Source organism: Streptomyces sp. NPDC046557 (assembly GCF_040645975.1).
Classification (GTDB): domain Bacteria; phylum Actinomycetota; class Actinomycetes; order Streptomycetales; family Streptomycetaceae; genus Streptomyces.
The window spans coordinates 297109-323368 of sequence record NZ_JBEYZH010000001.1; the positions used below are offsets into that span (position 1 = coordinate 297109).

At 72.9% G+C, this 26260-nt stretch carries 29 protein-coding genes and 1 pseudogene; 12 read left to right on the top strand and 18 right to left on the bottom strand.

The window, feature by feature from the left end; genetic code table 11:
* Positions 1 to 312: 312 nt before the first annotated feature.
* Positions 313 to 897 (top strand): hypothetical protein, encoded by a 585-nt coding sequence (locus ABZ934_RS01450; protein ID WP_361307306.1) that lies wholly within the window; start codon positions 313 to 315, stop codon positions 895 to 897.
* Between the two features lie 307 nt (positions 898 to 1204).
* Here ABZ934_RS01450 and ABZ934_RS01455 read toward each other — a convergent pair whose 3' ends face one another.
* The 3 genes from ABZ934_RS01455 to ABZ934_RS01465 form a co-directional block, all read right to left on the bottom strand.
* Positions 1205 to 1972 (bottom strand): PIG-L family deacetylase, encoded by a 768-nt coding sequence (locus ABZ934_RS01455; protein WP_361307308.1) that lies wholly within the window; start codon positions 1970 to 1972, stop codon positions 1205 to 1207.
* Positions 1973 to 2067: 95 nt separating this feature from the next.
* Positions 2068 to 3153 (bottom strand): S-(hydroxymethyl)mycothiol dehydrogenase, encoded by a 1086-nt coding sequence (locus tag ABZ934_RS01460; protein WP_361307310.1) that lies wholly within the window; start codon positions 3151 to 3153, stop codon positions 2068 to 2070.
* Between the two features lie 73 nt (positions 3154 to 3226).
* The gene (locus ABZ934_RS01465; RefSeq protein WP_361307312.1) at positions 3227 to 4168 is read right to left on the bottom strand and encodes a LysR family transcriptional regulator; all 942 of its coding nucleotides are present in this window, start codon (positions 4166 to 4168) and stop codon (positions 3227 to 3229) included.
* Positions 4169 to 4239: 71 nt separating this feature from the next.
* Between ABZ934_RS01465 and ABZ934_RS01470 the strand changes: the two genes are divergently transcribed.
* Complete coding sequence (locus ABZ934_RS01470) at positions 4240 to 5268, top strand: dihydrodipicolinate synthase family protein (protein ID WP_361307314.1); 1029 nt, start codon at positions 4240 to 4242, stop codon at positions 5266 to 5268.
* A gap of 390 nt (positions 5269 to 5658) precedes the next feature.
* Positions 5659 to 6345 (top strand): LysM peptidoglycan-binding domain-containing protein, encoded by a 687-nt coding sequence (locus ABZ934_RS01475; RefSeq protein WP_361307316.1) that lies wholly within the window; start codon positions 5659 to 5661, stop codon positions 6343 to 6345.
* Positions 6346 to 6400: 55 nt separating this feature from the next.
* Here ABZ934_RS01475 and ABZ934_RS01480 read toward each other — a convergent pair whose 3' ends face one another.
* The 5 genes from ABZ934_RS01480 to ABZ934_RS01500 all read right to left on the bottom strand — a co-directional run bounded on the left by ABZ934_RS01480 (position 6401) and on the right by ABZ934_RS01500 (position 11047).
* Positions 6401 to 8050, bottom strand: coding sequence for a peptide-N4-asparagine amidase (locus tag ABZ934_RS01480; RefSeq protein WP_361307318.1), 1650 nt, complete (start codon positions 8048 to 8050; stop codon positions 6401 to 6403).
* A gap of 92 nt (positions 8051 to 8142) precedes the next feature.
* The gene (gene rraA / locus ABZ934_RS01485; RefSeq protein ID WP_361308657.1) at positions 8143 to 8637 is read right to left on the bottom strand and encodes a ribonuclease E activity regulator RraA; all 495 of its coding nucleotides are present in this window, start codon (positions 8635 to 8637) and stop codon (positions 8143 to 8145) included.
* Positions 8638 to 8715: 78 nt separating this feature from the next.
* Positions 8716 to 8982 (bottom strand): GlsB/YeaQ/YmgE family stress response membrane protein, encoded by a 267-nt coding sequence (locus ABZ934_RS01490; RefSeq protein WP_361307320.1) that lies wholly within the window; start codon positions 8980 to 8982, stop codon positions 8716 to 8718.
* 179 nt (positions 8983 to 9161) lie between these two features.
* Positions 9162 to 10052: a hypothetical protein gene (locus ABZ934_RS01495; protein WP_361307322.1), complete on the bottom strand. Its 891-nt coding sequence runs from the start codon at positions 10050 to 10052 to the stop codon at positions 9162 to 9164.
* Positions 10049 to 11047 carry a phosphatase PAP2 family protein gene (locus ABZ934_RS01500; protein ID WP_361307324.1) on the bottom strand — a complete coding sequence of 333 codons (999 nt, stop codon included), beginning with the start codon at positions 11045 to 11047 and terminating at the stop codon, positions 10049 to 10051. Before ABZ934_RS01500 ends, ABZ934_RS01495 begins: the two co-directional genes overlap by 4 nt.
* Positions 11048 to 11225: 178 nt before the next feature.
* Here ABZ934_RS01500 and ABZ934_RS01505 point away from each other — a divergent pair, with 178 nt between their 5' ends.
* Positions 11226 to 11849 carry a TetR/AcrR family transcriptional regulator gene (locus ABZ934_RS01505; protein WP_361307326.1) on the top strand — a complete coding sequence of 208 codons (624 nt, stop codon included), beginning with the start codon at positions 11226 to 11228 and terminating at the stop codon, positions 11847 to 11849.
* A gap of 148 nt (positions 11850 to 11997) precedes the next feature.
* Here the strand turns inward: ABZ934_RS01505 and ABZ934_RS01510 are convergent, their stop codons facing one another.
* Entirely contained in the window at positions 11998 to 12540 is a 543-nt protein-coding gene (locus tag ABZ934_RS01510; RefSeq protein WP_361307328.1) for a TerD family protein, read from the bottom strand.
* A 424-nt stretch (positions 12541 to 12964) separates the two neighbouring features.
* On the opposite strand from ABZ934_RS01510, the gene ABZ934_RS01515 reads away from it, so the two are divergent.
* The 3 genes from ABZ934_RS01515 (at position 12965) to ABZ934_RS01525 (ending at position 15211) form a co-directional block, all read left to right on the top strand.
* Positions 12965 to 13777, top strand: a complete 813-nt coding sequence (locus ABZ934_RS01515) for a glutamate ABC transporter substrate-binding protein (protein WP_361307330.1) — start codon at positions 12965 to 12967, stop codon at positions 13775 to 13777.
* Positions 13778 to 13969: 192 nt separating this feature from the next.
* Positions 13970 to 14782, top strand: coding sequence for an endonuclease (locus ABZ934_RS01520; RefSeq protein ID WP_361307332.1), 813 nt, complete (start codon positions 13970 to 13972; stop codon positions 14780 to 14782).
* Positions 14783 to 14896: 114 nt separating this feature from the next.
* The gene (locus tag ABZ934_RS01525; protein WP_361307334.1) at positions 14897 to 15211 is read left to right on the top strand and encodes a DUF3040 domain-containing protein; all 315 of its coding nucleotides are present in this window, start codon (positions 14897 to 14899) and stop codon (positions 15209 to 15211) included.
* A 41-nt stretch (positions 15212 to 15252) separates the two neighbouring features.
* On the opposite strand, the gene ABZ934_RS01530 is transcribed toward ABZ934_RS01525, so the two are convergent.
* The 3 genes from ABZ934_RS01530 to ABZ934_RS01540 form a co-directional block, all read right to left on the bottom strand.
* Complete coding sequence (locus ABZ934_RS01530; protein WP_361307336.1) at positions 15253 to 16881, bottom strand: glycoside hydrolase family 20 protein; 1629 nt, start codon at positions 16879 to 16881, stop codon at positions 15253 to 15255.
* A gap of 77 nt (positions 16882 to 16958) precedes the next feature.
* The gene (locus ABZ934_RS01535; protein WP_361307338.1) at positions 16959 to 17408 is read right to left on the bottom strand and encodes a heme-binding protein; all 450 of its coding nucleotides are present in this window, start codon (positions 17406 to 17408) and stop codon (positions 16959 to 16961) included.
* A 46-nt stretch (positions 17409 to 17454) separates the two neighbouring features.
* Positions 17455 to 18672: an MFS transporter gene (locus ABZ934_RS01540; protein ID WP_361307340.1), complete on the bottom strand. Its 1218-nt coding sequence runs from the start codon at positions 18670 to 18672 to the stop codon at positions 17455 to 17457.
* A 191-nt stretch (positions 18673 to 18863) separates the two neighbouring features.
* On the opposite strand from ABZ934_RS01540, the gene ABZ934_RS01545 reads away from it, so the two are divergent.
* Both ABZ934_RS01545 and ABZ934_RS01550 read left to right on the top strand, forming a co-directional pair.
* On the top strand, positions 18864 to 19328 hold the full coding sequence (locus ABZ934_RS01545; RefSeq protein ID WP_361307342.1) for a MarR family transcriptional regulator: 465 nt from the start codon (positions 18864 to 18866) through the stop codon (positions 19326 to 19328).
* 80 nt (positions 19329 to 19408) lie between these two features.
* Positions 19409 to 19846, top strand: a complete 438-nt coding sequence (locus tag ABZ934_RS01550) for a hypothetical protein (RefSeq protein ID WP_361307344.1) — start codon at positions 19409 to 19411, stop codon at positions 19844 to 19846.
* A 37-nt stretch (positions 19847 to 19883) separates the two neighbouring features.
* Here ABZ934_RS01550 and ABZ934_RS01555 read toward each other — a convergent pair whose 3' ends face one another.
* The gene (locus ABZ934_RS01555) at positions 19884 to 20543 is read right to left on the bottom strand and encodes a SigE family RNA polymerase sigma factor (protein WP_361307346.1); all 660 of its coding nucleotides are present in this window, start codon (positions 20541 to 20543) and stop codon (positions 19884 to 19886) included.
* Positions 20544 to 20551: 8 nt separating this feature from the next.
* Positions 20552 to 21034, bottom strand: coding sequence for an LAETG motif-containing sortase-dependent surface protein (locus tag ABZ934_RS01560; protein WP_361308659.1), 483 nt, complete (start codon positions 21032 to 21034; stop codon positions 20552 to 20554).
* A 147-nt stretch (positions 21035 to 21181) separates the two neighbouring features.
* Here ABZ934_RS01560 and ABZ934_RS01565 point away from each other — a divergent pair.
* A pseudogene (locus tag ABZ934_RS01565) lies at positions 21182 to 21508 on the top strand (helix-turn-helix transcriptional regulator); the annotation flags it as partial.
* Here ABZ934_RS01565 and ABZ934_RS01570 read toward each other — a convergent pair.
* The 3 genes from ABZ934_RS01570 to ABZ934_RS01580 form a co-directional block, all read right to left on the bottom strand.
* Positions 21505 to 22146: a class I SAM-dependent methyltransferase gene (locus ABZ934_RS01570; RefSeq protein ID WP_361307348.1), complete on the bottom strand. Its 642-nt coding sequence runs from the start codon at positions 22144 to 22146 to the stop codon at positions 21505 to 21507. The pseudogene ABZ934_RS01565 and the gene ABZ934_RS01570 sit on opposite strands and share 4 nt — an antisense overlap.
* A 24-nt stretch (positions 22147 to 22170) precedes the next feature.
* Positions 22171 to 22800 (bottom strand): hypothetical protein, encoded by a 630-nt coding sequence (locus tag ABZ934_RS01575; RefSeq protein WP_361307350.1) that lies wholly within the window; start codon positions 22798 to 22800, stop codon positions 22171 to 22173.
* 188 nt (positions 22801 to 22988) lie between these two features.
* On the bottom strand, positions 22989 to 23366 hold the full coding sequence (locus ABZ934_RS01580; RefSeq protein WP_361307352.1) for a YbjQ family protein: 378 nt from the start codon (positions 23364 to 23366) through the stop codon (positions 22989 to 22991).
* 161 nt (positions 23367 to 23527) lie between these two features.
* Here ABZ934_RS01580 and ABZ934_RS01585 point away from each other — a divergent pair, with 161 nt between their 5' ends.
* Complete coding sequence (locus tag ABZ934_RS01585) at positions 23528 to 24364, top strand: SAM-dependent methyltransferase (RefSeq protein WP_361307354.1); 837 nt, start codon at positions 23528 to 23530, stop codon at positions 24362 to 24364.
* The gene (locus ABZ934_RS01590) at positions 24361 to 25254 is read left to right on the top strand and encodes an NAD(P)H-binding protein (RefSeq protein ID WP_361307356.1); all 894 of its coding nucleotides are present in this window, start codon (positions 24361 to 24363) and stop codon (positions 25252 to 25254) included. Before ABZ934_RS01585 ends, ABZ934_RS01590 begins: the two co-directional genes overlap by 4 nt.
* Before the next feature lie 15 nt (positions 25255 to 25269).
* Here ABZ934_RS01590 and ABZ934_RS01595 read toward each other — a convergent pair whose 3' ends face one another.
* Positions 25270 to 26232: a helix-turn-helix transcriptional regulator gene (locus ABZ934_RS01595; protein ID WP_361307358.1), complete on the bottom strand. Its 963-nt coding sequence runs from the start codon at positions 26230 to 26232 to the stop codon at positions 25270 to 25272.
* Positions 26233 to 26260 lie beyond the last annotated feature (28 nt).

Consider the following 26260-nt stretch of genomic DNA (forward strand, 5'->3'; position numbering starts at 1 on the left):
CTACTGGACCGGCACCACGATCCACCGGGTCCCGTTGAGCGACCCCGACAGCACCGGGCAGGTGCTCGCCGTCAACGCCCACGGCCTGATGGTGGGCGTCCTGCACACCTTCGCAGGCACCAGCCTGTTCACGTACCGGCACGGCGCCCCGGCGATCACCCTGCCGGACGACGGCGATGGGTCCGACGGGGAGGCGGACGTCAACGACGCGGGGTATGTCGTCTCCCGCTCCAGGGACTGGGCCGGGACGGTGTGGAAGGACGGCCGGAAGGTACGGGAGCTGCCCGTCCCGGCCCAGGCACCCGGATCAAGATGGTCACGGCCGTCAACCGCGCGGGGGATGTCCTCGGCCGGGCCGAGGAGGATTACAAGGTGCCGGAAACGGGTGAGCACCTGCAGGGGACCTACCCCGTGCTGTGGCCGGCGGACGGGACGGCCGCCCGGCTGCTGCCTGCCACCGGCGCCGGAAACCTGGAGGAGAGCTACGTCCAGGACCTGGACGAGCGCACCCGGATCGTCGGCTACGACTGGTCGGGGCCGTGGCACGAGTACACGCCGTGGGTCTGGACTCCCCCGCACACCGGCCCCGGCAGCTCCCCGGGCGTCCTGAGCAGCCACCCGTACGGCACGTTCGAGGCGATCAGCCCCACGACCGACGTGAGCGTCGGCACCGCCAAATTCCACCCCGAGCAGCTGACCCTGCCGGACCAGGCGCAACTGTGGCCGGGCTCCGGCCCGGTCAAGGCGCTCCCGCGGCTCTCGGCGGGCGGAGCGAGCATGGCCGACGCCGTGTCCGACGACGGCCGGGTGGGCGGCGCGGCCGTGAACGCGAGCGGAAAACTCAAGCCGGTCGTCTGGACCTGTGCGACCAAGCAGGCCTACAACCCAGGGAGTTGACCTTCGGATATCCGCCCCTGGACGTCGCGCCCCTGCGTGTTGACCCCTGCCCGGGGTGGCGATCTGGGGACCGACAGGCTATCGATGGGCGCATGGAGACCCCCACCCCCGCGTCCGGCCCGCACGAACTGGGCAAGGCCATCGCCCTGGAGTTCGCCCGGCCCGGCGCCGACGTGGTGATCGCGCGGCGCCGCCCCACCCCGCTGGAGGCGGCCTGCGCGGAGTTGGCGGCCGCCCCCGGAGCGGGTCGGGTGGTGGCCGCCCCTCCCGCAGCGACCGACGGGGCGTCAGTTCAGTGGTGCTCCGGTCACCGCGGGAAGAGTTCGAACGCGACCGCCGGACGTCCGCCGAACCGGGCCCCCGTCCGCCGGGCGCTGTCCGTGAGGAAGGAACGCACGTACTCCTCGGGGTCCTGGTCGGTCAGCACCTCGATGTAGGTCTTGTGCTTCAGCAACGACTCGACGGAACGTTCGAGTCCGGGGCCCGCGTCGGCGGCGTGTGTCGGCGTGGTGGTGCCCGACACGGCGACCCAGCGCACCCCGTCCCAGGGTTCCAGTCCCTGCTCCGTGATCAGTTCGGGGAAGATCCAGCGGTTCCCGGCGTCGCCCGCGGCGTCGAGCGCGGCCCGGCCGACGGCCTTGTGGTCGGGGGTGTTCCAGAAGCCGCCGCCGTCCGCCCCGCCCCAGGTGTCCCGGTGGTTGAGGGTGATGACGAGTTCGGGGCGGTGGCGGCGGATCGCCGCGGCGATGTCCCGGCGCAGGCCGAGCCCGTACTCGACGACGCCGTCCCGGTAGTCGAGGAACTCAACGTTCGCGACGCCGACGACCGCCGCGCTCGCCCGTTGCTCCGCCTCACGGACGGCGGCGCACTCGGCCGGTGCGAGGGTGTCGATGCCGGCCTCACCGCGCGTGGCCAGGAGGTAGGTGATCTCCCGTCCGCCGTCGGTCCAGTCGGCGATCGCGGCCGCGCATCCGTATTCCAGGTCGTCGGGGTGGGCGACGACCGCCAGGGCGCGTTGCCAGTCCGTGGGCATGGGCTGCAAGGGGGCCGCCTGCGGGTCCTGTTGTCCGGTCATGTCCCGCACCCTAGGCGACCGGCGCGCCCCGGCCCCACAGCCGGGCGACCGACCCGCGACCGCCGGTCGCGGGCCGGGTGATCCACCATTCGGTGTCAGAGCAGGACCACCGAGCGGAGCACCTCGCCCCGGTGCATCCGCTCGAAGGCCGCTTCGACCTCGTCCAGCGGGATCGTCTCGGAGACGAAGGCGTCCAGGTCGAGCCGGCCCTGGAGGTAGAGGTCGATGAGCATCGGGAAGTCGCGCTCCGGCAGGCAGTCCCCGTACCAGGAGGACTTGAGCGCCCCGCCGCGTCCGAAGACGTCGAGGAGGGGCAGTTCGAGTTGCATCTCCGGCGTCGGGACGCCGACCAGCACCACGGTTCCGGCGAGGTCGCGCGCGTAGAACGCCTGCCGGTACGTCTCGGGGCGGCCCACGGCCTCGATGACCACGTCCGCGCCGTTGCCGCCGGTCAGTCCCTGCACGGCCTTGACCACGTCCTCGGTGCGGCCGTTGACGGTGTGGGTGGCGCCCAGGCCCCGCGCCCACTCGAGCTTCCGGTCGTCGAGGTCGACGGCGATGATGCGGGACGCGCCGGCCAGCCGGGCGCCCGCCACCGCCGCGCTGCCCACTCCCCCGCAGCCGATGACGGCGACGGTGTCGCCCCTGCCGACGTTGCCGGTGTTCAGGGCGGCGCCCAGGCCCGCCATCACACCGCAGCCGAGCAGCCCCGCGGCGGCGGGTGAGGCGGCCGGGTCGACCTTGGTGCACTGCCCGGCCGCCACCAGCGTCTTCTCGGCGAAGGCGCCGATGCCGAGGGCCGGGGAGAGGGGCGTGCCGTCCTCCAGGGTCATGGGCTGCGTCGCGTTGTGCGTGGCGAAGCAGTACCAGGGGCGGCCGCGTCGGCACGCGCGGCAGTCGCCGCACACGGCGCGCCAGTTGAGGATGACGAAGTCGCCTGGTGCCACGGAGGTCACGTCCGGGCCGACCGCTTCCACGATTCCGGCCGCCTCGTGGCCCAGCAGGAACGGGAACTCGTCGTTGATGCCGCCCTCGCGGTAGTGCAGGTCGGTGTGGCAGACCCCGCACGCCCGCACGGCGACCAGTGCCTCGCCGGGACCCGGGTCCGGCACGAGGATCGTGGTCGTCTCCACCGGCGCGCCCTTGCTCCGCGCGATGACCCCTCGTACGCGATGAGTCACTTCGTACCCCGTTCTGGTCGGCTCTGTCCGGATCACCGAACGTACACGGACGGCGTCCGGTACGGGAGTTGTGTCACCCGGCGGCGCGGGATCCGGCCAGTTCCGGGGGTACGGCCTCCCGGAGGGCCGCCCCCAGCGCGGCGACGCCGGGGTGGCGGGCCGCTCCGCTGCGGAAGGCGAGCATGGTCCGGCGTTCCATGAGCAGGCGGGTGAGGACGACGCCGTCGTGGTCGGAGCCGGTGACGCCGAGCTGTGGGACGACGGCCACCCCCTGCCCGGCCGCGACGAGGGCGAGGACGGTGGCGAACTCGTCGACCTGGTGGCGGACCACCGGTTCGAAGCCCGCGGCCTGGCACGCCCGGACCGTCATGGTGTGGCAGAGGGTTCCGGAGACGGCGGTGATCCAGGGGGTTTCGGCGTGGCGGTGCAGGATGCCGCCCTGCCCGGCCCGGGTGTCCGCCGGGCCGTCGCCGGGTCCGGCGGAGGCGGGCGCGGCCAGGTACATGGCTTCCCCGAACAGCGGCTCGGTGTCCAGGCCCGGCTCCCGCGCCGCCGGGACGAAGTCGTACTCGTGGACCAGGGCCACGTCGAGGTCGCCGGCGCGCAGCGCGTGCGCGACCGCCGCCGGGTCGGTTTCGCGGACCATCGGCTCCAGCCCCGGATGACGGCGGGCCAGGACGGTCAGGGCGGCCGGGACGACGGCCCGCGTGGCGGTGGGGAACGATCCGATGCGCAGGGCTCCGGCCAGGCCGCGGCGTGCCTCCGCCAGTTCGGCGTCGGCCTGCTCCAGCCGCTCCAGGACGGCTTCGGCGTGCAGGACGAGGTTCTGACCGGCCGGGGTGAGCCGGACCCGGCGGCCGGTGCGCTCCAGCAGGGGCAGACCGGCTTCGCGTTCGAGGACACCGAGTTGCTGGGAGACCGCCGAAGGGCTGAAGGCGAGGGCTTCTGCCACGGCGGCGATGGTGCCCCGGCGGGCGAGTTCGCGCAGCAGGCGCAGGCGGCGTACATCGAGCATCGGCACAGCTTACGGTTCTGGTAAGAAATGCGAGCTGGATTTGGCGCTGGGGTGGGTCGAAGCTGCTCGGCATGACACAGGACACGGCAGGCCACACGGCGCGGGACATCACCCAGGGCGCCACTCGGGACACCACTCGGGACACGGCACACCAGCGACGGGGCCTTTCGCCGCGCGGGATCCACGTCCCCCTGATCACCCCCTTCACCTCGGGCGGGGACGTCGCCGCCGAGGCGCTGGAGATCCTCGCGCACGAGGTGCTCGACGCCGGCGCCGCCGGCATCGTGGCCCTCGGCACCACCGCGGAGGCCGCCGCCCTCGACGAGGCGGAACGGGATCTCGTCACCACCGTCTGCGCCCGGGTCTGCAGGGAGCGGGGCGCCCCGCTGACGGTGGGCACCGGGGCGAGCGGGACCCGGGCGGCCGAGGCCGCGCTCGCACGTCTGGGGCGGTGGCCGGAGGCGGGGGCGGCGCTGGTGACGGTGCCGCCGTTCGTGCGGCCCTCGGCGGCGGGGGTGGCGGCGCACTTCGCGCGACTGGCCGAGGTGAGTCCGGTACCGCTGGTCGTCTACCACGTCCCGTACCGGACGGGGCAGCCGCTGGGCGCCTCCGCGGTGCGGGCGCTCGGAGAGCTGCCCGGGGTGGTGGGGGTGAAGTACGCGGCCGGTGGGATCGACCAGGAGACTCTGGCGCTGCTCGGGGAGCTCCCCGCGGGTTTCGCGTTCCTCGCGGGTGACGACGTGTACCTGTCGCCGCTGCTGGCGCTCGGCGCGGCGGGCGGGATCCTCGCCTCGGCCCACGTGGCGACGGACCGGTACGTCGAGCTCGTTTCGGCCTGGCGGTCCGGCGACGTGCCATCGGCCCGGACCCTCGGCCACGCCCTTGCCCGACTGTCGGCGGCGTTGTTCGCCGAGCCCAACCCGGCCGTCGTCAAGGGGGTGTTGTACGCGCAGGGCCGGATCCCCTGCCCGGACGTACGCCTCCCGCTGCTGCCGGCGTCGCAGGCCGCGGTGACGGGAGCGCTGGCGGCGCTCTCGGCGGTCATGGAGCCGGGGTGCCACGGCCGCACCCTCGCCGAACCCGACGAACGGCATCGGTGATGAGCGGACCGGACAGCGAAGTGCCCGGAAAGAGTCCATGATGGGCGATTCGCCGGTAACGGGCGGGTCGCCCGAATCTGCTCCCGCGAAGGGCGAGTTGCCCGGTTTGGCGCACCGACCGTCCGCTCGTGATGTGAGTCACGCCGGGCGCACCAACATCAATTCCGACGAAGGCCCGATTCCCTTTCCCCGGAAAGAAAGTTGGCATTCCGCGGAACGCATTCCCAAGGTCATTTACCGGGCACTCTGCGGGAAGTCGATCACGCGGTGGAATTCACGCCTTGTTCCGGCCGCCCGGATTCGCCTACGGTCACGTCGTTCCCAGTGGCCGTCCCCTCGAAACCGGTCGCCGCCAGGACTCTCCCGTACCCCCACGTGAGGAATTGCGCCATGCCCCCAAAGGGTAAACACCGTCGGCCGAAGCAGAACCCCCTCGCCCGCAAGCTGGCCATCGCCGGCACGGGTGGAGCGGCCCTCGCCCTCCCGTTGGTCAGCGCGACCACGGCCGGTGCGGCGGAGACGACCGTCGCTCCGACCACGTACTCGGTGGTCGCCGGTGACACCCTTTCGAAGATCGCCGCCGAGCACTCGGTGGCCGGTGGCTGGCAGCAGCTCTACGCGGCGAACAAGAGTGTGGTCGGCGCGAATCCGTCGATCATCCAGCCCGGCATCAGGCTGACCCTGGGCAAGGCGCCCAAGGCGGCGGCGACCACGGCGACGGCGGTACAGGCCGTGGCGCGGCCCGTCACCTCCTACGCCAACAACCTCGACGGCTGGATCCGCCAGTCGCTGGACATCATGGCCCAGCACGGCATTCCCGGCAGCTACAACGGAATTCTGCGCAATGTGATGCGCGAGTCCTCGGGCAATCCGCTGGCGATCAACAACTGGGACTCCAACGCCGCGGCCGGTATCCCTTCCAAGGGGCTGCTCCAGGTCATCGACCCGACCTTCCGCGCCTATCACGTACCGGGAACTCCGCTGAACTCCTACGACCCGGTCGCGAACATCACCGCCGCGTGCAATTACGCGGCCGCCCGCTACGGCTCGATCGACAACGTCAACGGCCCGTACTAAAGAGGCCTTTCGACCGCCCGGGAACCCGATGTACGGGTACCCGGGCGGTTTTGTGTCAGCAGCGGCGGCGGTCCTGCGTGAGGACGCCCTGCGCGGTGGTGACCGTACGGTCGTAGCAGCCGGCCGCGGACCCGGACAGCCGGTAGCGCACGGTCGTGGTGCCCACGGCGTGCCGCTGCTCACGCGGCACGTTCGCGGTGTAACTCGCGTCGCCCGCGTACGTGTTCTCCAGCCGCGACCACCCGACCTGGCGGCCGCCGCGCAGGGTCGTGGTGTCGGCCCGGTCGCCGAGGGACAGGACGGTGCGCAGCCGGTCCCCCGTGCCGAGGGTGGTCTCGCCGTCCATCGTGTAGGTGCGGCGGGTGGTGGTGGCGCTCCCGCCATGGGACACGGTCTCCTCGTCGGTCCACCGCGCGGTGAGCCCGTCGAGGTTCTCGCCCTCGGTCCAACGGTGGACGGACGTGTTGCGCACGGCGCGGGTGACGGTGGTCGTGACCAGGCCGTGGGAGGTGTCGAGGTGGCCGGCGACGGTCAGGGTGTGGCCACCGTCGGTGTCCAGCCGGTGCTCGGTGCCGGGCGTCCAGTGTACCGAGTTGGCCGGATCGCTCTCCTCGTGCCGGGTGAGGGCGCCGGTGACCACCTCGCGTCCCGCGTCCTGCCACAGCAGCAGGTTGGCCGCGGTGCTCCAGCCGCCCTGTCCGGCCGGGACCCCGGAGACGGACACCTCGATCCGGTGCGGGCGACCGTCGTTGAGGAGAGCCGCGTACGGCGTGAGGTCATAGCGCAGCGGTTGGACGTCGAAGGCGCGCGGGGCGGGGGTGACGTACCAGAGGAACGGGTTGGACCAGCCGCCGGTCCAGACGGTGGGGAACGGCGCGGCCAGTCCGGCGAGCCGGCCGTCGACCAGTACGCGGACCTCACGGTAGGGGCCGTCCGTCGCCTTGCAGGAGTAGGGGGCGGCGTCGGGCGTGGTCAGGTACCAGAACTCCTCGCAGCCGCCGCCCGAGCCGGTGGCGTACACCTCGGCGAGGAGCCGCTCGGTGTTGCGCGGCGTGGTCACGGACGGGGTGGTGAGCGGGAGGACGCGGTCGGGGGCGTCGGCCGGCCGGGTGCGGCCTTCGGCGGCGTAGAAGGTGAGGGTGACCTTGACGTCGATGACGCCGGTGTAGGTGTCGTCGACGACGTTGCCGACCAGCATCTCGACGGGCTGCGGGCGGCTGAGGGTGTCCCGGTAGGGGGTGACGTCCTTCTCCACGGACCAGGTGATGCCGTCCGGGGAGGGCTCGGGGGTGGAGGTGCGCAGGATTTCGACGCCGCCGACGGTCAGGTTGCCGAGGCGGTCGTACTGGCGGCCCTTGACCTTGCCGTCGAGCCGGAGCACCACTTCGGCCCAGTCGCCCCGACCGCAGCCGGTGGGGGGCGCGTAACTGCCCCGGTACGGGGTGAAGTCTCGGAACTGCGCCTCGGCCAGGGTGACTTGGCAGGAGCGGGTGTCGGGTCGGGCCACGGGTGGGGCGGCGGTGAGCGGGTCGTGCCAGTCGGTCCCGAACTCGGCGGGCGGGTCGCCCCCGGGCCGGGCGTCGGAAGGTGCGGCGGCGATGGCCGCGATGGGGGCAGTGGACGCGCTCGCGGGTCCCGCGGCGGCCAGGGTGCCCGCGGCGAGCGCGAGCGCGCCGAGCAGGCCCATGATCCTGTGTCGTCTCATGGGCCCGCAGTGAAACCCGGCCGGAGCCGGGGACGCCAGGGTGCGCGGTGCGGTACTGGCCGGATACCGCCCCTCGGGGGGTGCCAGGTGGGTCAGGCAGTGGCCGAGCCCGCCGGGAGGACCGCCACCCCGTCGTCGTCGGCATACACGGTGTCACCGGGACGGAAGGTGACCTCGCCGAAGGTGACGGGCTCGTCGACGGTGCCGGCGCCCGTCTTGCCGCTCTTGCGCGGGATCGTGCCGAGGGCCTTGATGCCCAGGTCGAGTTCGCCGAGCGCGACACTGTCGCGGACCGAGCCGTTGATGATCAGTCCGACCCGGCCGTTGCGCCGCGCCGCGCCCGCGATGAGGTCGCCCACGAGGGCGGTGCGCGGGGAGCCGCCGCCGTCCACGACGAGCACGGCACCCTCGCCCGGCGTGTTGACGAGTTCCCGGAGCAGGGCGTTGTCCTCGTGGGAGGAGAGGGTGCGCACGGGTCCCGCGAACACCGCGCGGCCGCCGGTCCGGCGCAGCGGCGCCGTGCACAGGTCGAGGGCCTCTCGGTGCCGGTCGTACAGGTCGGCGGTGGGTATCGGCGTGACGGTTATCTCGTTCCGGCTCCTCGTAGTTCCGTGTCGCGCGCTGCCGGCGTAGACGGAGGCGTGGACGTGGGCCGGGGCGCGCCGTCAGCGCCGGGAGTTGCCGAACAGGAGACGGTAGCCGATCAGCAGGGCGAGCGAGCCGGCGATGGCCGAGCCCCAGGTGGCGGCGTCGAAGAACTGGTTCTGGATGGGGCGGTCGAGGAACTTCGCCGACAGCCATCCACCGATGAAGGCCCCGGCGATGCCGATGAGGGTGGTCCCGATCAGTCCGCCCGGGTCCCGGCCGGGCAGCAGCAGCTTGGCTATGCCGCCCGCCAACAGTCCCAGGATGATCCAACCGATGATGCCCATGCCGCTCACTCCGCTTCGTTCGCGCCCACTACTCAGGGAGGAGGACGCCGGCCGGGCGTGATCGGTTCTCCGGCGGAGGTCAGCCCCTTCGGGCGCGGACCGGCAGCGCGGCGGAGGCGGAGGCGGAGGCGGAGGCGGAGGCGGAGGCGGAGGCGGAGGACGACCGGTCAACCGCGCGGTCATGCCGACACCCGGCCCGCGGGTGCGGCGGCGGTCACGCGAACCGGCTCGGTCACCCGCTCGACCACCCGGTCGCCGGGGCTCGTCCGGGTCAGCAGGAGCACCCCGCGGGCCGCGGCGAGGGCGCCGGCGGCGGCCAGCAGGATGCCGACGGCGCCGCCCTGGAGCCGTTCTCCGAGCAGGACCATGCCGATGGCCGCGGCCGCGAGCGGGTTGGACAGGTTCACCACGGCGAGCGGGGCCCCCAGGCCGCCCCGGTAGGCCCGCTGCGACAGGAGCATGCCGCCGACGGCGAAGACCACGACGAGCAGGGCCACCGTGACCACCCGCCCGCTGAGCAGCGCCCCTCCCCTGCCGCCCGCCACCGCCACGGTCTGGGTCAGCGCGGAGGCCGCGGCGGAGGCCAGGCCGGACGCCGTGGCGTGCCGCAGGCCGGAACGGACATCGCCCCGCGTCAGCAGCGTGATCACGGCGGCGGTCGCGCCGGAGACGGCGAGGGCCTCGGCGAGGGTGAGGGTGTCGTCGGGGGCCGGCCCGGACGCCGGCAGGAGCAGCAGGCCGAGCCCGGCGACGGTGGCCAGGGTGCCCCGCCACTCGGTGGGAGCGACCCGGCGCCCCGCGCCGCGCGCCCCGAGGGGGACGGCTGCCACGAGGGTGAGTGCGCCCAGCGGCTGGACCAGGGTGAGCGGCCCGTAGCGCAGGGCGGCCGCGTGCAGCAGCGCCGCGGCGGCGTTCAACCCGGCCGACCACCACCAGGCACCGCTGCCGAGCAGCGCGGCGGCGCTGCGGGCGACGGCGCGGCGGGCGAGGCGCTCTTGGGCGACGGCGGCCGCCGCGTAGGCCACGGCGGAGGCGAGGCAGAGCGCGACCGCGAGGGCGGTGGCGTTCATCGCGGGCTCCCGGCGGCCGCGGCGGCGGGCTCGCTCCGGCGCGGCCCCGGCAGGGCCCCGCTGTCGGGGGATCCACCGTCGAGGGACCCGCCCTTGGAGGGCCCACCCACGGAAGGCCCACCGTCCGCGACGGCGGCCACGGGCGGCTCGACCTCCGGGTACCCGGCCCCGGCAGGCGCGGCCCCGGCAGGCCCGGCCCCGGCAGGCCCGGCGATGGCAGGCGCACCGGCCGGGGACCCGGCGGCGACCCGGGACACGCCCGCGACCGGCCGCGGGACGAGCAGCAGCGCCACCCCGAGCAGGACGGTGGCGACGATCGCGTCGAGCCAGTAGTGGTTGGCCGTGCCCACGACCACGAGCAGCGTCACCAGCGGGTGCAGCAGCCACAGGCACCGCCACCGGGACCGGGTGGCCGCGATCATGCCGAGGGCCAGCATCAGTGCCCACCCGAAGTGCAGCGAGGGCATCGCGGCGAACTGGTTGGCCAGGGTGTCGGTGGCCGGCGCGGCCCGGTACACGGTGGGCCCGTAGACCTGACCGGTGTCGACCAGCCCCGCCACGTCGAGCATGCGCGGCGGCGCCAACGGGAACGCCAGGTGGAGGGCGAGGGCGGCTCCGGTGAGGACCGCGAGCACGCGGCGGGTCCACAGGTAGTGGCCGGGGCGGCGGAGGTAGAGCCAGACGAGGAAAAGGACGGTCGCGGGGAAGTGGACGGCCGCGTAGTAGCCGTTCGCCGTCTGTATGAGGGTGTCGCCGTGCAGCAGCAGCCGCTGTACCGCCCCCTCGCCGGGCAGGCGGAGCGTGCGTTCGGCGTCCCAGATCCGGGCGGCGTTGCGGAACGCCTCGTCGGTGCGGCCGGTCGAGAGCATTCGGCCCGCCTTGTAGACGGTGAAAAGCCCCGCGACGAGCAGCAGCTCGCGCAGGAGCCGGCGCCGCTCCCGCCCGCGTCCGGGTGGACCGGTGGGGGGCTCCGCGGGGGTGGTCTCGGTGGTCATCCCACGGTCTCGCTTCCTCTACTCGGCGGGCGGTCGGCCGGAGCCCGTCCGGTCGGGCCGCCACACATCGACACGCCAGTGTATCGATACATTGGCGTATCGATACGCCGGTGTACCGATACGCTGACGTAGCCGTACACTCGATCCCAGGACCACGCCGCCGAGGAGGGCCGCACCCATGACGCAGACAGCGCCGGCCTCCGCGCGCCGCTCCAAGATCAGCCCGGAGCGGGTGCAGGAGTTCTACGACGCCGTCCTGGACCAGCTGCGCGAGCACGGCTACGAGGCCCTGACCATGGAGGGCATCGCCGCCCGCGCCTGTTGCGGCAAGTCCACGCTGTACCGGCAGTGGAAGACCAAGCCCCGGCTGGTGGCCGCCGCCCTACGGGCGAACCGGCAGGGGACCCTCGCCGCCGTGGACACCGGCACCCTCGCGGGGGACCTGCGCGAGGCGGCCCGGATCGCGGCGGGCACCTCGGGCCGCGACACCCGACTGAGCCAGGCCCTCGGGCATGCCGTGCTCGGCGACGAGGAGCTCCAGGCGGCGCTGCGCGAGGCGCTCGTCGAGCCCGAGCTGGCCGGGTTCGACGCGATGGTGGCGCGGGCCGTGGCGCGCGGCGAGATCACGGCGGACCACCCGGCGGTGGAGTTCCTGCCCGCGCAGCTGATGGGCGTCATGCGGATCAGGCCGGTTCTGGAGGGGCGGTACGCCGACTCCGACTACCTGGTGCGTTTCGTGGACGCGGCCCTGTTGCCCTCGCTCGGCATCACCCTGGACACCACCGCGGAGTCCACCCCCTAGACCGGCGGGCCACCGTCCCCGATGACCGGACGGAGACCTGCCCGCGCTGCCTCGTGGGGACGGCGGCAGCGCGCCACCCGGACCGGGCGGCGGTCACTCGCGCGACGAGTGGCCGCCGCCCGATCTGAGCGGATCCGGCCCCCACGCGTCAGGGTCGGGGCGCCGCCATCAGCCGGGTGTACTGCTCGGGATCGGCGTCGAAGCCGCGCGGCCGGGCGTCCAGGGACCAGCCGCCCGAGGGATCCCGGAGGAACTCGGCGACGGTGGCGGCACTGAACCCCCCGACCTCCGCGAGATCGGACGCGGCCAGGTCGTGGTACCCCTCCCGTACGCGGACTCCGGTACCGGCCACGCCGGCGAAGGTCTTCGTACGGGCGCCCTCGGGCCCGGGGTCCTGGATCACCACGCCCACGACCACCCGGCCCAGCTCGGGGGCCAGTCGGTTCAGTTCGAGCGTCATCACCTCGTCGAAGCCGAGCCCCTGCCCGGTCCCACTCTCCCGGTCGAGGGTGATCGTGCCGTCGGGGGCGCGGCTCCCGAAGTGCACGAGGTAGACGGGATCCCCGTAGAGGGCCGCCGAGCCGTACACGGCGGCCAGTATGTCCAGGTCGTGCGCCGGCGTGCCGGCCGGGCTGGGATCCCAGCGCAGGGCTATCTCCACCTTGGCCAGGCTCTTGCGTACTCCGCTCACAGAACTCCCCCTCCGCTCACCGGATGTGCCCCGGCCATGCTGTCACGTACCGGTGATCACGGCGGCGGAACGCACGATACCGGCCGAAGAGGCGGCAGACCTCCCCATCGCCCGGTCATGAGGCATTTGCCTAAATCCTGCCGGATCGTTCCGATATCGCCTGAAATGACCATCTGCCTTCGCGCGCCCCACCCCTGACGGACCGCAGGATCTTCGGCCGAGCCGGATCGTTATCCTCAAATTTCCCTCAGATCTAGTGACGCTGCGCCCGTCGCCTTCCTAGCTTCCTCATACACGTGCCCTCCGGACCGTGTGGTTCCGCACGTGCCCGGCACTGCGCACCGACCCCGTACCCGTGTCGCACCCGGCACCCGGTACGCCCCCGCTCCCCGCGTGATCCGCGGACCCCAGGAAAGAGTGCAGCATGAAGGTTCCCAAGGCCGGTGCGGTCCTCGCAGTGATCGCCCTCGCCGCCACCGCCTCGGGGTGCACGGGGGACAACCCCAAGGAGCCGCTGGCGATCGGCATCAAGTTCGACCAGCCCGGAGTCGGGATGCGCGAGGACGACGGCACCTTCACCGGGTTCGACGTCGACGTGGCCACGTATGTGGCGAAGGAACTGGGCTACAAGCCGAACGAGATCGAGTTCAAGCAGGTCTACAGCTCCGACCGGGAGCTGCTGATCCAGTACAACGAGGTCAAGTTCGTGGTCGCCAGCTACTCGATCAGCGACAAGCGCAAGGAGAAGGTCGACTTCGCCGGCCCCTACTTCGTCGCCCACCAGGACGTGCTCGTACGGTCCGACGACACGACGATCACCAAGGCCGAGGACCTCAACACCAAGAGGCTCTGCGCGGTGACCGGTTCCACCTCCGCCGACAACGTGCGCAAGACCCTGGCGCCCAAGGCCGGCATCCTGGAGCTCGGCAGCCACTCGGACTGCGTCGTCGCGCTACAGGACAACCAGGCGGACGCGATGACGACGGACAACTCGATCCTGGCCGGGTACGCGGCCATGAAGGGCAACGAGGGCAAGTTCAAGCTGCTCGGACTGAACCTGAGCAACGAGAACTACGGCATCGGCCTCAAGAAGGGCGACACCGCCCTCCAGCGGAAGATCAACACCGCGCTGACGAAGATGGTGTCGGACGGATCCTGGGCCGCGGCGGTCAAGAAGAACTTCGGTCCGGCCAACTACAAGTACGAGCCGGCGCCGCAGGTCACCTCGGGCAGCTGACGTTGGGGCCGTCCCGCGGCCGTCGACCCCGGCGCCGGGGTCGACGCCGGTCGAACGCCGCGGGCGGCCACTCCCTCCCGACACATGGTCTTCATCTGTTGGATACATGACAATGTGAGCCTCGCTCTGCCACCTGACACCCCGCCAACTGCACCGGCGGGGACGGTGCGTGTGGAGAGGTACCCCCACGTCATGAGATTGTCCCGCCTCACCCCCTGGGCGGCCGGCGTCGCAGCCGCCGCCCTCGCCCTCATACCGGCCACCGCCTCGGCCGGACAGCAGCGGACGGCGGCGGCTCCCCACGCCGTCGCGTCCGCCACCACCGCGGACTACTACGCCGCGGCCCAGGGCAAGACCGGCGCCGCGTTGAAGAGCGCGCTCCACGGGATCATCAAGAACCAGACCACGGTGACCTACGACGGCGTGTGGAACGCCCTGAAGGTCACCGACCAGGACCCGGCCAACCCGAACAACGTCATCCTGGTCTACTCGGGCCGCTCCCAGCCCAAGAACACCAACGGCGGTAACCCCGACGACTGGAACCGCGAGCACGTCTGGGCCAAGAGCCACGGCGACTTCGGCACCGCGACCGGTCCCGGCACCGACTTGCACCACCTGAAGCCCGAGGACGTCACGGTCAACAGCACCCGGGGCAACAAGGACTTCGACACGGGTGGCAGCCCGGTAGCCGAGGCCCCCGGCAGCTACACCGACTCCGACTCCTTCGAGCCGCGGGACGCGGTCAAGGGGGACGTGGCGCGGATGCTCCTCTACATGGCCGTCCGCTACGACGGCGGGGACGGCTTCCCCGACCTGGAGCCGAACGACAAGGTCAACAACGGCACGGCGCCCGCGATCGGCCGGATCAGCGTGCTCAAGCAGTGGAACCAGATGGATCCGCCCGACGCCTTCGAGCAGCGCCGCAACCAGGTCATCTTCGACACCTACCAGCACAACCGGAACCCCTTCATCGACCACCCGGAGTGGGTCGACTCCATTTGGTGACCGACGCCGGCAACCACGGCGCCCTCCTCGGGATTGCCCCGCGTCAGGCCGGGTATTCGCAGGTCAGAGACTGCGGCCGCGCCCGACGGCGGCAGCCCGCGGAGGTACGTCGTGATGGACGGAGCCGGACTTTCCGACCGCGAGAGGCGAGCCCTCTCGGCGATCGAGTCCCAACTCAAGGGTGACCGTTCCCTGGACCGCCGGCTGCGCTCCGTGCACCGCCGGCATCAGACCGTGGCGGCCTGCCTCCTCGGGGCGCTGACCATCGCCCTGCTGGTGGCCGCCTCGGTGACCGTGTCGCAACCGCTGATCTGGGCGTTCGCCGCCACCTGGATCGTGACGGTGTTCACGACCCTGCCGCTGCTGGGCCAGTGGATCAGGCGGCGCTGGCAGTTGCGGGACCGCACGGTCCGGCGCGATACCCCCTAGCGGTGTGTCTGAACGCGAAGTCGCGTGCCCGCGGCCGGCGGCTACGCGAGCTTGTCCGCGAGGGCCCGGAAGGCGGTCCAGGTGAGCTGCGGGGTCCGGGCGTCCCAGACCTTCTGGGCGAGGGCGGCCAGCGGCATCCGTATCCCGTCGGCCACCTGGGCCTGGGTCTGGGCGCCTGACAGGTCGCACCAGACGGCGAGCCGGGCCCCAAGGATCTGCGTGCCGTACCGCGCGGGCACCGCCGTGGTGCCGCGCAGGACGAGCGGGGTCCACTCCTCGTAGATACGGCGGCCGGTCGGGTACGTGAACTGGTTCGGTTCCCCGAGCACGTAGTACAGGTACTCGTCGTTGAGGTTGACCACCTTGCGGCCGGCCCCCAGGTAGTCGAGCGGCGGCCGGGCGCCGATTTCCTTGCCCGTCCAGTATTCGACCTGGAGGTCGGGGGCGGCCGCGACCACTCCGCCGGCGAAGAAGCCGTCGTTCCACGCCTTGAGCGCCTTGCCCGAGGGCCGCACGACCGCGGCCCGGTCGTTCAGCCAGCCCGTCGCCAGGTCCTGTACGCGGGCCGTGGGACCGTACCGCTGCCGCGCCGCACGGGCGAGCTGCGGGAAGGACGCCTGCGGGTCGCGGACGACCAGCGCCTGGTACTCGTCGGCGCCCAGGTGCCAGGCCCCGCCGGGGAACAGCGGCAGGTACTCGCGCAGCAGCTCGTCCACCAGTTTCGCCGAGGCGGGATTGGATATGTCGACGGCGCCCTTGACGGCCCGGCCCTGTACGTCGCGCAATTGCAGCGACGGGTGGGCGCGCAGCACCGCCCCGAGGTGGCCGGGCGAGTCGATCTCCGGGACCACGGTGATGTGCAGGCGGCCGGCGAGCGCCGTGATGTGGCGTACCTCGGCCTTGGTCAGGTGGGGGGTGGAGACGATCTCCGGGTGGGTGTCCGACTCGATCCGGAACGCCTGGTCGTCGGAGAAGTGCAGGCCGAGCTGGTTGAGCTTGAGGTCGCCCATCTCGCGGAGCCTGGCCTCGATCCAGTCGGGGGTGAAGTTCTTGCGGGCGATGTCGAGGTTGAGACCGCGCTGGGGCCGGTCGGGGGCGTCGCGAACGGTGCCCTCGGGGGCAGAACCGGCGGTGCGTATCTCCTGTTTGAGGGTGCGGGTCCCGTAGAACACGCCCGCCTCGTCGTGGCCGCTGATCCGGACCCGGCCGCCCTGGACCGTGAGGGTGTACGACTCCGGTTTCCCGGACGGGGTGGCGTCCAGGGCGAGTTGCACGTCGCCGGGGTGCGGATCGGTGGACTCCGCGAAGCCGAGGCCGAGTTCGCCGGCGATCAGGCGTGCCTCGTCGGTCAGGGCCGCCCGGTCGGTGGGGGCGATGGTCACGCGGGCGCCGGAGGCGGGTTTCCAGCCGGGTCCGCGGGCCGGTGCGTGCTCCCGTACGGCGGGAATGGTGTGCGGGGCCGTGGAGAGGGGGTACGAGGACGAGGGCGCCGTGGGTGAGGGGGCGGGCGCCGTCGTGGTCGTCCCGGAGGCGGTGGCGGCGGACGGGTAGGCGGCGCGGGCCTCGCCCCGGCCACCGCCCGCGCATCCGGGAACGGCGAGGGTGACCAGCGCGGCGACCGTTGCCGTCGCGATGGCGTGGACCCTCCTGTGCTGCCCGGTCTCTCGCATGATGCACCGTTTTTTCCCCGTACCAACGTGGCACGGGGAACGGTGTGGCGCGACCGGGCGCCCGGTCGCGGGGCGGGTCAGGCGAGCGCGGCGAGGGCGGCGGCGGCGAATTCGTGGTCCTGGGCGGGGGCGCCGCCGCCGACCCCGATGGCGCCGACGAGACGGCCCGCGCGGTGGACGGGCAGTCCGCCGGCGATGAACAGCAACGGCCGGTCCAGGGCGGTGGGCAGGGTGTGGAGGGGGAGGCCGGCCAGGACGGCGTCGGCCTCGGCCGTGGGCGCGTTCAGTTGGAGGGCGGTGAACGCCTTGCGGGTGCTGGTCTCTCCGGAGACCAGGACGGCCCGGTCGTCGCGGCGGAAGGCGAGGAGGTGGCCGCCCGCGTCGAGGACGGTGACGCTGACCGTGGTTCCGGCGGCTTCGGCGGCTCCACGGGCGGCGTCGAGGAGGGTTTCGGCGTCCTCGGTGGTCAGGGGGACGGTGGCGGCGGGGGCGGTGGGGGTGGCGGGGGTGGTGGGGGTGGCGGACACGGGGATCTCCCGGTGGACCGGTACGTCGGGGCGGTCGAGGACGGGCTCAGTGGTGTGCGGGGACGGCTTCGCCCCGGGAGGCGGCGCCCGTCACGACGCGGCTGGCGGCGGCGCGTGCGCCCGTACGCCGTTCCAGCGCGCCCGAGACCAGGGCGAGGACGAGCGCCGAGGCGGCCAGCGCGGCGCCGACCCGGTTCGGGGCGGTCAGGCCGAGTCCGGCGGCGATGACCAGGCCGCCGAGCCAGGCGGCCAGGGCGTTGCCGAGGTTGAAGGCGCCGATGTTGACGGCGGAGGCGAGGGTGGGGGCGCCCGCCGCCTGGTCCAGGACCCGCTTCTGCAGCGGCGGTACGGTCGCGAAACCGAGGGCGCCGATGAGGACGATGGTGACGGCGGCGCCGATCTTGCTGTGCGCGGTGAAGGTGAAGACCGCCAGGACCACGGCCAGCGCCCCCAGTGACACGTACAGCAGCGGCATCAGCGCGCGGTCGGCGAACCGGCCGCCGATGAGGTTGCCGCCGACCATGCCGAGCCCGAACAGGACCAGCAGCCAGGTGACGGACGTGTCGGCGAAGCCGGCGACGTCGGTCATCATCGGGGTGATGTAGGTGACGGCGGCGAAGACCCCGCCGAAGCCGAGGACGGTCATCGCCATGGCGAGCAGGACCTGTACGTCGCGGAACGCGGCCAGTTCGTGGCGGATGCGGACGCCTTCGGGCCGGGGCAGTTCGGGGACCAGCTTGGCGATGCCCAGCAGGCCGAGCACTCCGAGCGCTGCGACGGTCAGGAAGGTGACGCGCCAGCCGAGGGTCTGGCCGACGAGGGTGCCGAGGGGGACGCCCACCACGTTGGCCACGGTCAGGCCGGTGAACATCATGGCGATGGCGCCGGCCTTCTTGTGCGGGGCGACGAGTTCGGCCGCGACGACCGAGCCGATCCCGAAGAAGGCGCCGTGGGCCAGCGAGGCGACGACGCGCCCCGCGAGCATGACGCCGAAGGCGGGGGCGAGCGCCGAGAGCACGTTGCCCGCGATGAACAGGCCCATGAGCAGCATCAGCATCCGCTTGCGCGGGACCCGGGTGCCGAGGACGGTCATGAGCGGGGCGCCGAGGACGACCCCGAGGGCGTAGCCGGTGACGAGGAAACCGGCGGTGGGGATGGTGACTCCGTAGTCGGCGGCGACCTCGGGGAGGAGGCCCATGATCACGAATTCGGTGGTGCCGATCCCGAAGGCCCCGATGGCGAGGGCGAGGAGTGCGAGAGGCATGAGGGGTGCTTGCCTTCCGGGGAGGGGGTGGTGCGGTGGCGGCGCCCGACCGCCGGAGCGGGGCACGCGCTGCCGGCGCCGCTAACGTGCGCCCACATTAATTGCAGACGCGGGATATTTGCAAGCGCGGGCTATTGCGCTCGTCGCCTATCCTGGAGGGGCAGCCGGACGACGCACCCGAGGAGGGGCCCATGACGGCCACCGACAGCGCACTCACCGCCCTCGCCCAGGGATGGTGCGCCCTGTCCCTCCTGCACGGTCGGATCGAGACGCACATCGAGCGGACGCTCCAGGCGGCGCACGGACTCAGCGTGCGCGAGTACTCGCTGCTGGACGTGCTCAGCCGCCAGGACAGCGGACCGGGCGGGCACCTGCGCATGCACCAGGTGGCCGACTCGGTGGTGCTCAGCCAGAGCGCGACGACCCGGCTGGTCAGCAGGCTGGAGGACCGCGGGCTGCTGAACCGCTACATCTGCGACACCGACCGGCGGGGCATCTACACCGACGTCAGCGAGGCGGGTCTGGCCCTGCTGGCCGAGGCCCGTCCGACGAACGACGCCGCCCTGCGCGAGGCGCTGGACGCGGCGGCCGGGATTCCCGAGCTCGCCCCGCTGGTGGCGGCCGTGCGGAACACCCGCACGGCCGCCGTCGGCTGAGCGGGCGGGGTTACGGCTTCCCGCCGTCCCCCGTGGAGGGCTGTCCGACACCGGGCGTCGACGAAGGCTGTCCGATTCCCGTGGCCGGCGGGATCGAGGGCGAACCCGGTGTGGTGGGCGGCGCGGGCCGCGAGGGCGACGCCGAGGGGACGCCCTTGCCGGTCGGGGCGGGCCCGGCCGTGGTCGGTGTCGTCCCCCCGGTCGGCAGCCCCGTCCGGGTCGGCGTGGGAGCCGGCGAAGGCACCGCGCCGCGCTCCGGCGAGGGGGACTGCGCGCTCGGCGTCGGCGAGGAGATCTCGGCGGGCGCCGCGGGCGGCACCGGCCGGACCGGCCGTTGCTCGGGCCCCAGAGCGAGGTACCCGGCCAGCGCGGCCGCGGCGCCGGCCAGTCCGGCGGCCGACCACGTCAGGCGCCGCAGCCAGACCCCCGCCACCGGCCCGCGCCTCGAGGCCCCCGGCGGATCGGCCGGCCGCAGGTCGCGGACGGTCACCGCGGCCGCCCGTGCGCCCAGGGCCTGACGCAGCCGCTGTTCGACCGGGCGTTCGCCGTCGTGCGTCATATCCGTCCCTCCAGGATCCGTTCCAACGCGTCCAGCGCCCGGCTCGCGTTCGACTTGACCGCGCCCCGGCTGATCCCGAGGGTGGCGGCTATCTCCGCCTCGCTCAGCTCCGCCCAGTACCGCAGCACCAGCACCTGGCGGCGCCGTGGCGTCAGCCGGCCCAGCGCCGCGAGCACTTCCCGGTGTGCCTCGTCGAGCACGACGGACGCCTCCGCGGAGGGTACGTCGGCCGTCACGGGCGGGATCCAGGCGCGCGCCGTCCGCCTGCGGCGCAACACGGAGCGCGAGGTGTTCACCACCGCGGTGCGCAGGTAGCCGAGCGCGTTGTCGACGCCCTTGATCTGCTCCCCGTGGCGTCGGTAGAGCGCGGTGAAGGCGTCCTGGACCACGTCCTCCGCCGTGGCCGGGTCGTCCACGAGCAGCACCGCGAGCCGGACCATGCCGAGCCGGTGCGCGTGGTACAGGTCGGTGAGGGTGGGCGCGGGCGACGGGCCGCCGCCGGACCCCTGGCGTTCGTACGGCAACGGATACGGGTGCGGCTGCGCGGAGGTGGCCGGCGCGGGCACGTCGCGGCGCAGCAGGAACGACCACAAGCCCCTGCGCGCACGGCCGAAGCCGGGCGCGCAGGGGCTCACCGCCAGAGCGAGTGGGAACACGTACGTCCTCAGTTGCCGGTGCGGCGCCGCACCGCGTACAGGGCGCCCGCGCCGCCGGCTATCAGCGCGGCGGCCCCGGCGCCCAGGGCCACGGTGGTGGACGAGGAGCCGGTGTGCGCCAACTCCGAGCCGGCGGTCACCCCCGACGGCTGGGCGGACGGCGCGGCGCTCGGGGTCCCGCTCCCGACGGCCGGCGCGGCCGTCGGGGTCGCGGAGCCCGCGGGCGCGCTCGGGACCGCGGTGGGCCCGCCACCGGCCGGTGACGTCGGGATGCCACTGGCGCTCACGCTCGGGACCGCGGTGGGCTTGCCGCTGCCCGTCGGCGGGAGGCTGGTGGCGGGGGCCGGGGCGCTGCTCGGGGCGACCGTCGGGGAGGCGGACGGCGCCGCCTGGGCGAGGGCCGGGCCGCCGAGCGCGACGGCCACCCCGGCGGCGGCTGCGGTGACGAGCGCCGCCCGGCCGGCGGACAGGGTGGCGCGCTTCAAGTTCATCACGGTTGTTCTCCACGTCGTGCGGTCGGGACGAGGGCGCGGAACCACGCCCTACACCCCGCACGACGCGCGAGGGTCCGCGAGGTTGCCGATGTCGCGGAAAAACTTTTCACCCGGTGGCCGGGGGGATGCGGCGGACCACTGCACGGCGACGCCGTGATGGACGCCCTGGCGCGCGACGCACTGCTGCCGATCTCCGTCGCCGAGCACGCCGCGCGGCTCGGGATACCGCTGCCGGAGCTGCGCGGGGCGGTGCGGCGCAGCACGGGCGAGGGCGTCAAGGAGTACCTCCTCTGGATCAGACTGAGCCGGGCCAAGGAGCTGCCGGCCCGGACCGACCTGCCGGTCGCCGGGGTCGCCCGCCGGGTCGGGTACGACGATCCCGGTTACTTCAGCCGGCTGTTCAGCCGCCGGGTCGGCATGGCACCGGGCCGTTTCCGCGCCCAGCAGTCGGTCGGCGACGCGGGACGCTAATCGGTGGTGGGGGCGGGGCGTCGCGCGTAGCAGAAGAGGTGTTCCTCCGGGTCGGCGAGGCCGCCGTCGGGGTGGAACAGGGTCGTGCCGAGGTGCAGTAGCTCCAGGCCGGCCGACTCGATCCGGGTCGCGTACTCCTGCGCGGACAGGCTGCTGACGGTGACCTGGTGGCCCATCCACTCGATGGCGAGGCCGTCGATGTCACCGGGCACGGTGGCGAGGACGAGGTACCCGCCCGGGGCCACCCAGGAGGCCATCCGTTCCAACGAGGCCGCCACCTCCCGCTGTTCCATCATCAGCAGCGGGAAGAAGGCGCACACCGCGTCGAAGCCGTCCTCCCCGGGCGTGAACGTGCGCACGTCCGCCTGCTCGAAGCGGGCGTCCGGGACCCGCTCGCGCGCGAGGGTGACCATCGCGGCCGAGACGTCGATACCGGTCACCGCGCAGCCCGCCGCCGCGAGCCGCTCGGCGGTGGGTCGGCCCGTGCCGCTGCCCACGTCGAGGACGCGGGCCCCGGCGGGCAGCCGGCCGGTGAGCCAGTCGAGCGCCTCCAGTTGGGCGGGTACCCGGCCGAACGCCTCCTCGTAGCGCCCCGCGAGCGCGTCGAACACTTCTGCCGCCGACTCATGTGCACTCATCCCGATGCCCCGTCCTTCTCGTCCCTACGGCAGATAGCCGACGTTGAGTTCGGCCATCGAGGTCCACGGGTTGCCGTTCACCTCGCTCGTGGCCTTGAGTCTGACGTACCGGGCCGCGCGGGGCGAGAAGGCGACGTCCTGCTGTAGGGCGCTGTCCGCGAACCGCCCGGAGGCCGCCGCGGGGCCCCGGTCGACGCCGTCGGCGGAGAGGTCGTGCGGCATCGGGGCGGTGGCCGCGTACCACTGGGTGTGCCAGATGGTGGCGCCGCTGCCGTCCAGGACGTTGCCGGCGCTGCCGTTCTCGCCCGCCGTCTCCTGACTGTCGACGGCCTTGACGCTCATCGCACTCCGGGCGACGAGGAGTTCACCGCCTCCGCCGGTACCGAGGTCGTCCACGGCAAGGTCGTCGAGGACGAGGTCGGCCTCGTCGTGGGAGTCCTCACCGGTGACCTTCCGCACGCCGGTCCAGGCGTCCGCCCCGGCGGTGAACGTCTTGGTCGAGGTGGTGGGGGTGCGGGCCCGGCCGAGGGCCGTCGCCGTCTCCGTCAGGGGCCCGGCCGCCGGGGCCGCGGCCACGGGTCCGGGTACGGACACGACGAGGGTGGCGATGAGACCGGCGACCGCGGCTGCGGCCGGCCAGAGGGGGGTGCGCATCGGGCCTCCGGGAGTCGGCGCTTCCTTGCACGGAAGACCGCACGGCTCCGGAGCCCCGCGGTCCGCTCACTGACCTGACAGCTCGCGGACCGGGGACGGGGCGGCCCCATGGACAAAGCGGAGCGCCGTCATGGACTTACGGAGGAACGGAAAGGGGGCGGTGGACCCGGGCGCCTCGGGCGCGGGGCTCAGGCGCCCGTCTCGGGCGCGAGCACCACGGCCGTGCCGTACGCGCACACCTCGGTCCCGATGTCGGCGGCCTCGGTCACGTCGAACCGCATGGCCAGGACCGCGTTGGCGCCGCGTGCCCGGGCCTGTTCGATGAGCCGCTCCATGGCCTGGTTGCGGGTCTGCACGAGGGTCTTGGTCAACCCTCTGAGCTCTCCGCCGATCATGGACTTGAGGCCCGCGCCGATCTGACTGCCGAGGTGGCGCGAGCGCACGGTGAGCCCGAAGACCTCTCCGACGACCCGCTCGACCCGGTAGCCGGGAGCGTCGTTGGTCGTCACCACCATGACCCCGGTCTGTTCCGCCCCGGGACCTCCGCCGTAGTCGTCGATACCCATGGCACCCACTGTCGCGCCGGGGGCCGGTGTCCGCATCCCGAGGGGGCCCGCGACGGCGTGGCCGACCCCGGCGCGGGAGTGGCTGGCGCGCGCCCCCCGCGACTCTCTACGATGGGCCACCCCGACGCCGGGGGCCCTGGAGGGGCCATCAAGGAGGGCACATGGAGTTAGGGCCGAATCCGTCCCAACCGCCGTTCATCGACATGCACACCCCGAGCGTCGCACGGATGTACGACTGGCTCCTGGGCGGTGTCGAGAACTACGCCAGCGACCGCGAGGCATGCGCCCGGCTGCTGGAGATCGCACCCAGCACCCAACTGCTGGCCCGCAACAACCGGGCGTTCCTGAGCCGCGTGGTACGCATCCTCGTCGAGGACTACGGGATCCGGCAGTTCCTCGACCACGGTTCGGGCCTTCCCACGCAGGACAACGTCCACGAGGTGGCGCAGCGCATCGACAAGGACTGCAAGGTCGCCTACATCGACAACGACCCGATGGTCCTGGCGCACGCCCAGACCACGCTGCACGACAACTCCGGCACCGTGGTGCTGCCCATGGACATGCGGGACACCGAGCGCATCCACGAGGCGACCAGCGGGTTCCTCGACTGGGACCGGCCCATCGCGGCGCTGTTCGTGTCCGTCCTGCACTGCATCCCGGATTCGGACGACGACCGCTCCCCGTCCGCCGTCGTACGCAAGACGGCGGCCCTGCTGCCGCCGGGGAGCTTCATGGTGATCTGCCAACTCGTCAGCGACGACCCGGTGGTGCGGGACGACGTGACCCGACTGATGGACGTCACCACGCACGGGCACTGGGGGCGCGTGCGCGAGACCCACGAGGTGCGTCACTACTTCGACGGTCTGGAGATCCTCGAACCGGACCTCGTCGACGTGGTCGACTGGCGCCCCGACGCCTCCCCGCCACCGCGCGGACTCCGGCCCAAGGACTGGGTCGAGTGGGGCGGCGTGGGCCGCCTCCTCCCGCCGGGCCGATGACCGTCGTCGTCACCACGCCGACCGGGCACGTGGGGTCGCGGGTGGTGCGGCTGCTGCTCCAGGCCGGCGCCCGCCCCCGTGTCCTGGTGCGGGAACCGGCCCGTCTGGACGAGGAGACCCGCGCGCGGGTCGACGTGCGCCGGGGCGACCTGACGGACGCCGCCTTCGTCCGTGCGGCGGTGTCGGGGGCGCGGACCGTCTTCTGGGTGGATCCCACTCCCCACACCGCGCCGGATCCGATCGACGCCTCGCTGACGACCGCGGCGCCGTTGGTGGAGGCCGCCCGGGCCGGTGCTGTCGAGCGGGTGGTGCTGCTGAGCAGCATCGGGGCGGAGAAGCGGCACGGCGTCGGGCACATCGACGCCTTGGCCGGGATCGAGGAGCGGCTCGACGCCACCGGAGCGGACGTGCTGCACCTGCGGTGCGCGTACTTCTTCACCAACCTGCTACTCGACCTCGAAGGACTCGCCCGAAACGTCCTGACCACGGCGTTCGAACCCGACCGGCCGATGCCGTGGGTCGATCCGCGCGACGTCGGCGACATCGTCGCGGCCCGGTTGCTGGGCGACACCTGGCGGGGTCGGGTGGTGCAGGCCGTGCACGGGCCGGAGGACCTCACCTTCCACCAGGTCGCGCGGATCCTCTCCGAGGCGCTCGGGCGCACGATCCGGCTGGATCCCGTCGGTGTCGACGCGGCACGCGACGCGCTGCGCACGACCGGGCTGTCACCGTCGGCGGTGGAGGGCATCGTCGGGATGACCACCGGATCACGCGATCTGATGCCCGAGCAGCCCCGCGACCTGCTCACCACCACCCCTACCCGGCTGGGCGGGTGGGCTCACGCCGTGCTGCGTCCGCTGCTGGAAGGTGCCCGGCCTTTCCGACCCTGATCCGTCAGGCACCCCCTAGGCGTCCAGGTACTGCCGCAGCGCCTCTTCGATGAGTTCCCGGCTGCGCTCGCGGGACGCCGCCACCTTGCGCAGGTTGCTGAGGGCGTTGCGGTGGTCGTCCAGGGCGCGGGGGCGGGTCACGTAGTTGGCGCCGTTGATGTGCTCGACGTACGCCAGCTCGCCCGGTCCGCCGTCGGCGAACTTGAGGTGGGTGATGGGGTAGGGAGGGGCCGCGGAGTAGCCCCAGGACATTTCCAAGATCCGGATGTTGACCTTGGCGACGTCCCCGGCGCGGAGCAGGTGCCGCAGTTGTTCGCGCATCACCTCTGCGTTGCCGCAGCGGCGTTGGAGGACGCCTTGGTCGAGCAGGACCGTAAGGCGTGGGACCTCGCCTTCCATCAGGCGCAGTTGGCGCTGGGTGCGCAGTTGCACCACGCGTTCCATCTCCTCCTGGGAGGCGCTGGGCATCACGGCCCTGACCATGTGCCCGGCGTACGCCGGGGTCTGCAGGATACCGGGGACCACGAGGTTCTCGTAGACGCAGATCTCCTGGGCCTCGCCTTCCAGTTGGATCAGGCGCTTGAGGAAAGTGGGGGTCACGTCACTGTACTGCTCGTACCACTCGCAGTCCTGGGCATGTTCCAGGAGACGTTCGACCGTGCGCATCTCCGCGTCGTCCAGCCGGTAGTGGCGGGCCAGGTCGAGGACGTCACGCGCCTTCGGCGGGCTCTCGCCGCGCTCCAACCGGCTGACCTTCGAAACCGATCCGCGGATGACGGGGGCGACCTCCTTCAGGGTGAGCCCGCGGGCCTCGCGCCACCCTCTGAGTTCCTGTCCCAGCACCCGCGCGGCGGCCGCCCGCCCTTGCTCCCGTTCTAACGGCAGCACCGGGGCGAGCGGGTCGGGCAGGGCGTTGCCCGACGGATCGGACAGGGGGTCGGACATCTGATCGGGCAGGGGTTCGGGCAGCGCGGGCATGCGGAACTCCAATGTGACCGGGGCGGAT

Bases quoted from the DNA above. Each gene is read 5' to 3' on its own strand.
- ABZ934_RS01570 (WP_361307348.1), bottom strand. From the start codon at position 22,146: ATGAGTGCACATGAGTCGGCGGCAGAAGTGTTCGACGCGCTCGCGGGG.
- ABZ934_RS01595 (WP_361307358.1), bottom strand. From the start codon at position 26,232: ATGCCCGCGCTGCCCGAACCCCTGCCCGATCAGATGTCCGACCCCCTG.
- ABZ934_RS01465 (WP_361307312.1), bottom strand. From the start codon at position 4,168: ATGCTCGATGTACGCCGCCTGCGCCTGCTGCGCGAACTCGCCCGCCGG.
- ABZ934_RS01520 (WP_361307332.1), top strand. From the start codon at position 13,970: ATGAGATTGTCCCGCCTCACCCCCTGGGCGGCCGGCGTCGCAGCCGCC.
- ABZ934_RS01480 (WP_361307318.1), bottom strand. From the start codon at position 8,050: ATGAGACGACACAGGATCATGGGCCTGCTCGGCGCGCTCGCGCTCGCC.
- ABZ934_RS01470 (WP_361307314.1), top strand. From the start codon at position 4,240: ATGACACAGGACACGGCAGGCCACACGGCGCGGGACATCACCCAGGGC.
- ABZ934_RS01575 (WP_361307350.1), bottom strand. From the start codon at position 22,800: ATGCGCACCCCCCTCTGGCCGGCCGCAGCCGCGGTCGCCGGTCTCATC.
- ABZ934_RS01450 (WP_361307306.1), top strand. From the start codon at position 313: ATGGTCACGGCCGTCAACCGCGCGGGGGATGTCCTCGGCCGGGCCGAG.
- ABZ934_RS01560 (WP_361308659.1), bottom strand. From the start codon at position 21,034: ATGAACTTGAAGCGCGCCACCCTGTCCGCCGGCCGGGCGGCGCTCGTC.
- ABZ934_RS01590 (WP_361307356.1), top strand. From the start codon at position 24,361: ATGACCGTCGTCGTCACCACGCCGACCGGGCACGTGGGGTCGCGGGTG.
- ABZ934_RS01455 (WP_361307308.1), bottom strand. From the start codon at position 1,972: ATGACCGGACAACAGGACCCGCAGGCGGCCCCCTTGCAGCCCATGCCC.
- ABZ934_RS01545 (WP_361307342.1), top strand. From the start codon at position 18,864: ATGACGGCCACCGACAGCGCACTCACCGCCCTCGCCCAGGGATGGTGC.
- ABZ934_RS01490 (WP_361307320.1), bottom strand. From the start codon at position 8,982: ATGGGCATCATCGGTTGGATCATCCTGGGACTGTTGGCGGGCGGCATA.
- ABZ934_RS01495 (WP_361307322.1), bottom strand. From the start codon at position 10,052: ATGAACGCCACCGCCCTCGCGGTCGCGCTCTGCCTCGCCTCCGCCGTG.
- ABZ934_RS01515 (WP_361307330.1), top strand. From the start codon at position 12,965: ATGAAGGTTCCCAAGGCCGGTGCGGTCCTCGCAGTGATCGCCCTCGCC.
- ABZ934_RS01525 (WP_361307334.1), top strand. From the start codon at position 14,897: ATGGACGGAGCCGGACTTTCCGACCGCGAGAGGCGAGCCCTCTCGGCG.
- ABZ934_RS01475 (WP_361307316.1), top strand. From the start codon at position 5,659: ATGCCCCCAAAGGGTAAACACCGTCGGCCGAAGCAGAACCCCCTCGCC.
- ABZ934_RS01505 (WP_361307326.1), top strand. From the start codon at position 11,226: ATGACGCAGACAGCGCCGGCCTCCGCGCGCCGCTCCAAGATCAGCCCG.
- ABZ934_RS01530 (WP_361307336.1), bottom strand. From the start codon at position 16,881: ATGCGAGAGACCGGGCAGCACAGGAGGGTCCACGCCATCGCGACGGCA.
- ABZ934_RS01585 (WP_361307354.1), top strand. From the start codon at position 23,528: ATGGAGTTAGGGCCGAATCCGTCCCAACCGCCGTTCATCGACATGCAC.
- ABZ934_RS01580 (WP_361307352.1), bottom strand. From the start codon at position 23,366: ATGGGTATCGACGACTACGGCGGAGGTCCCGGGGCGGAACAGACCGGG.
- ABZ934_RS01500 (WP_361307324.1), bottom strand. From the start codon at position 11,047: ATGACCACCGAGACCACCCCCGCGGAGCCCCCCACCGGTCCACCCGGA.
- ABZ934_RS01540 (WP_361307340.1), bottom strand. From the start codon at position 18,672: ATGCCTCTCGCACTCCTCGCCCTCGCCATCGGGGCCTTCGGGATCGGC.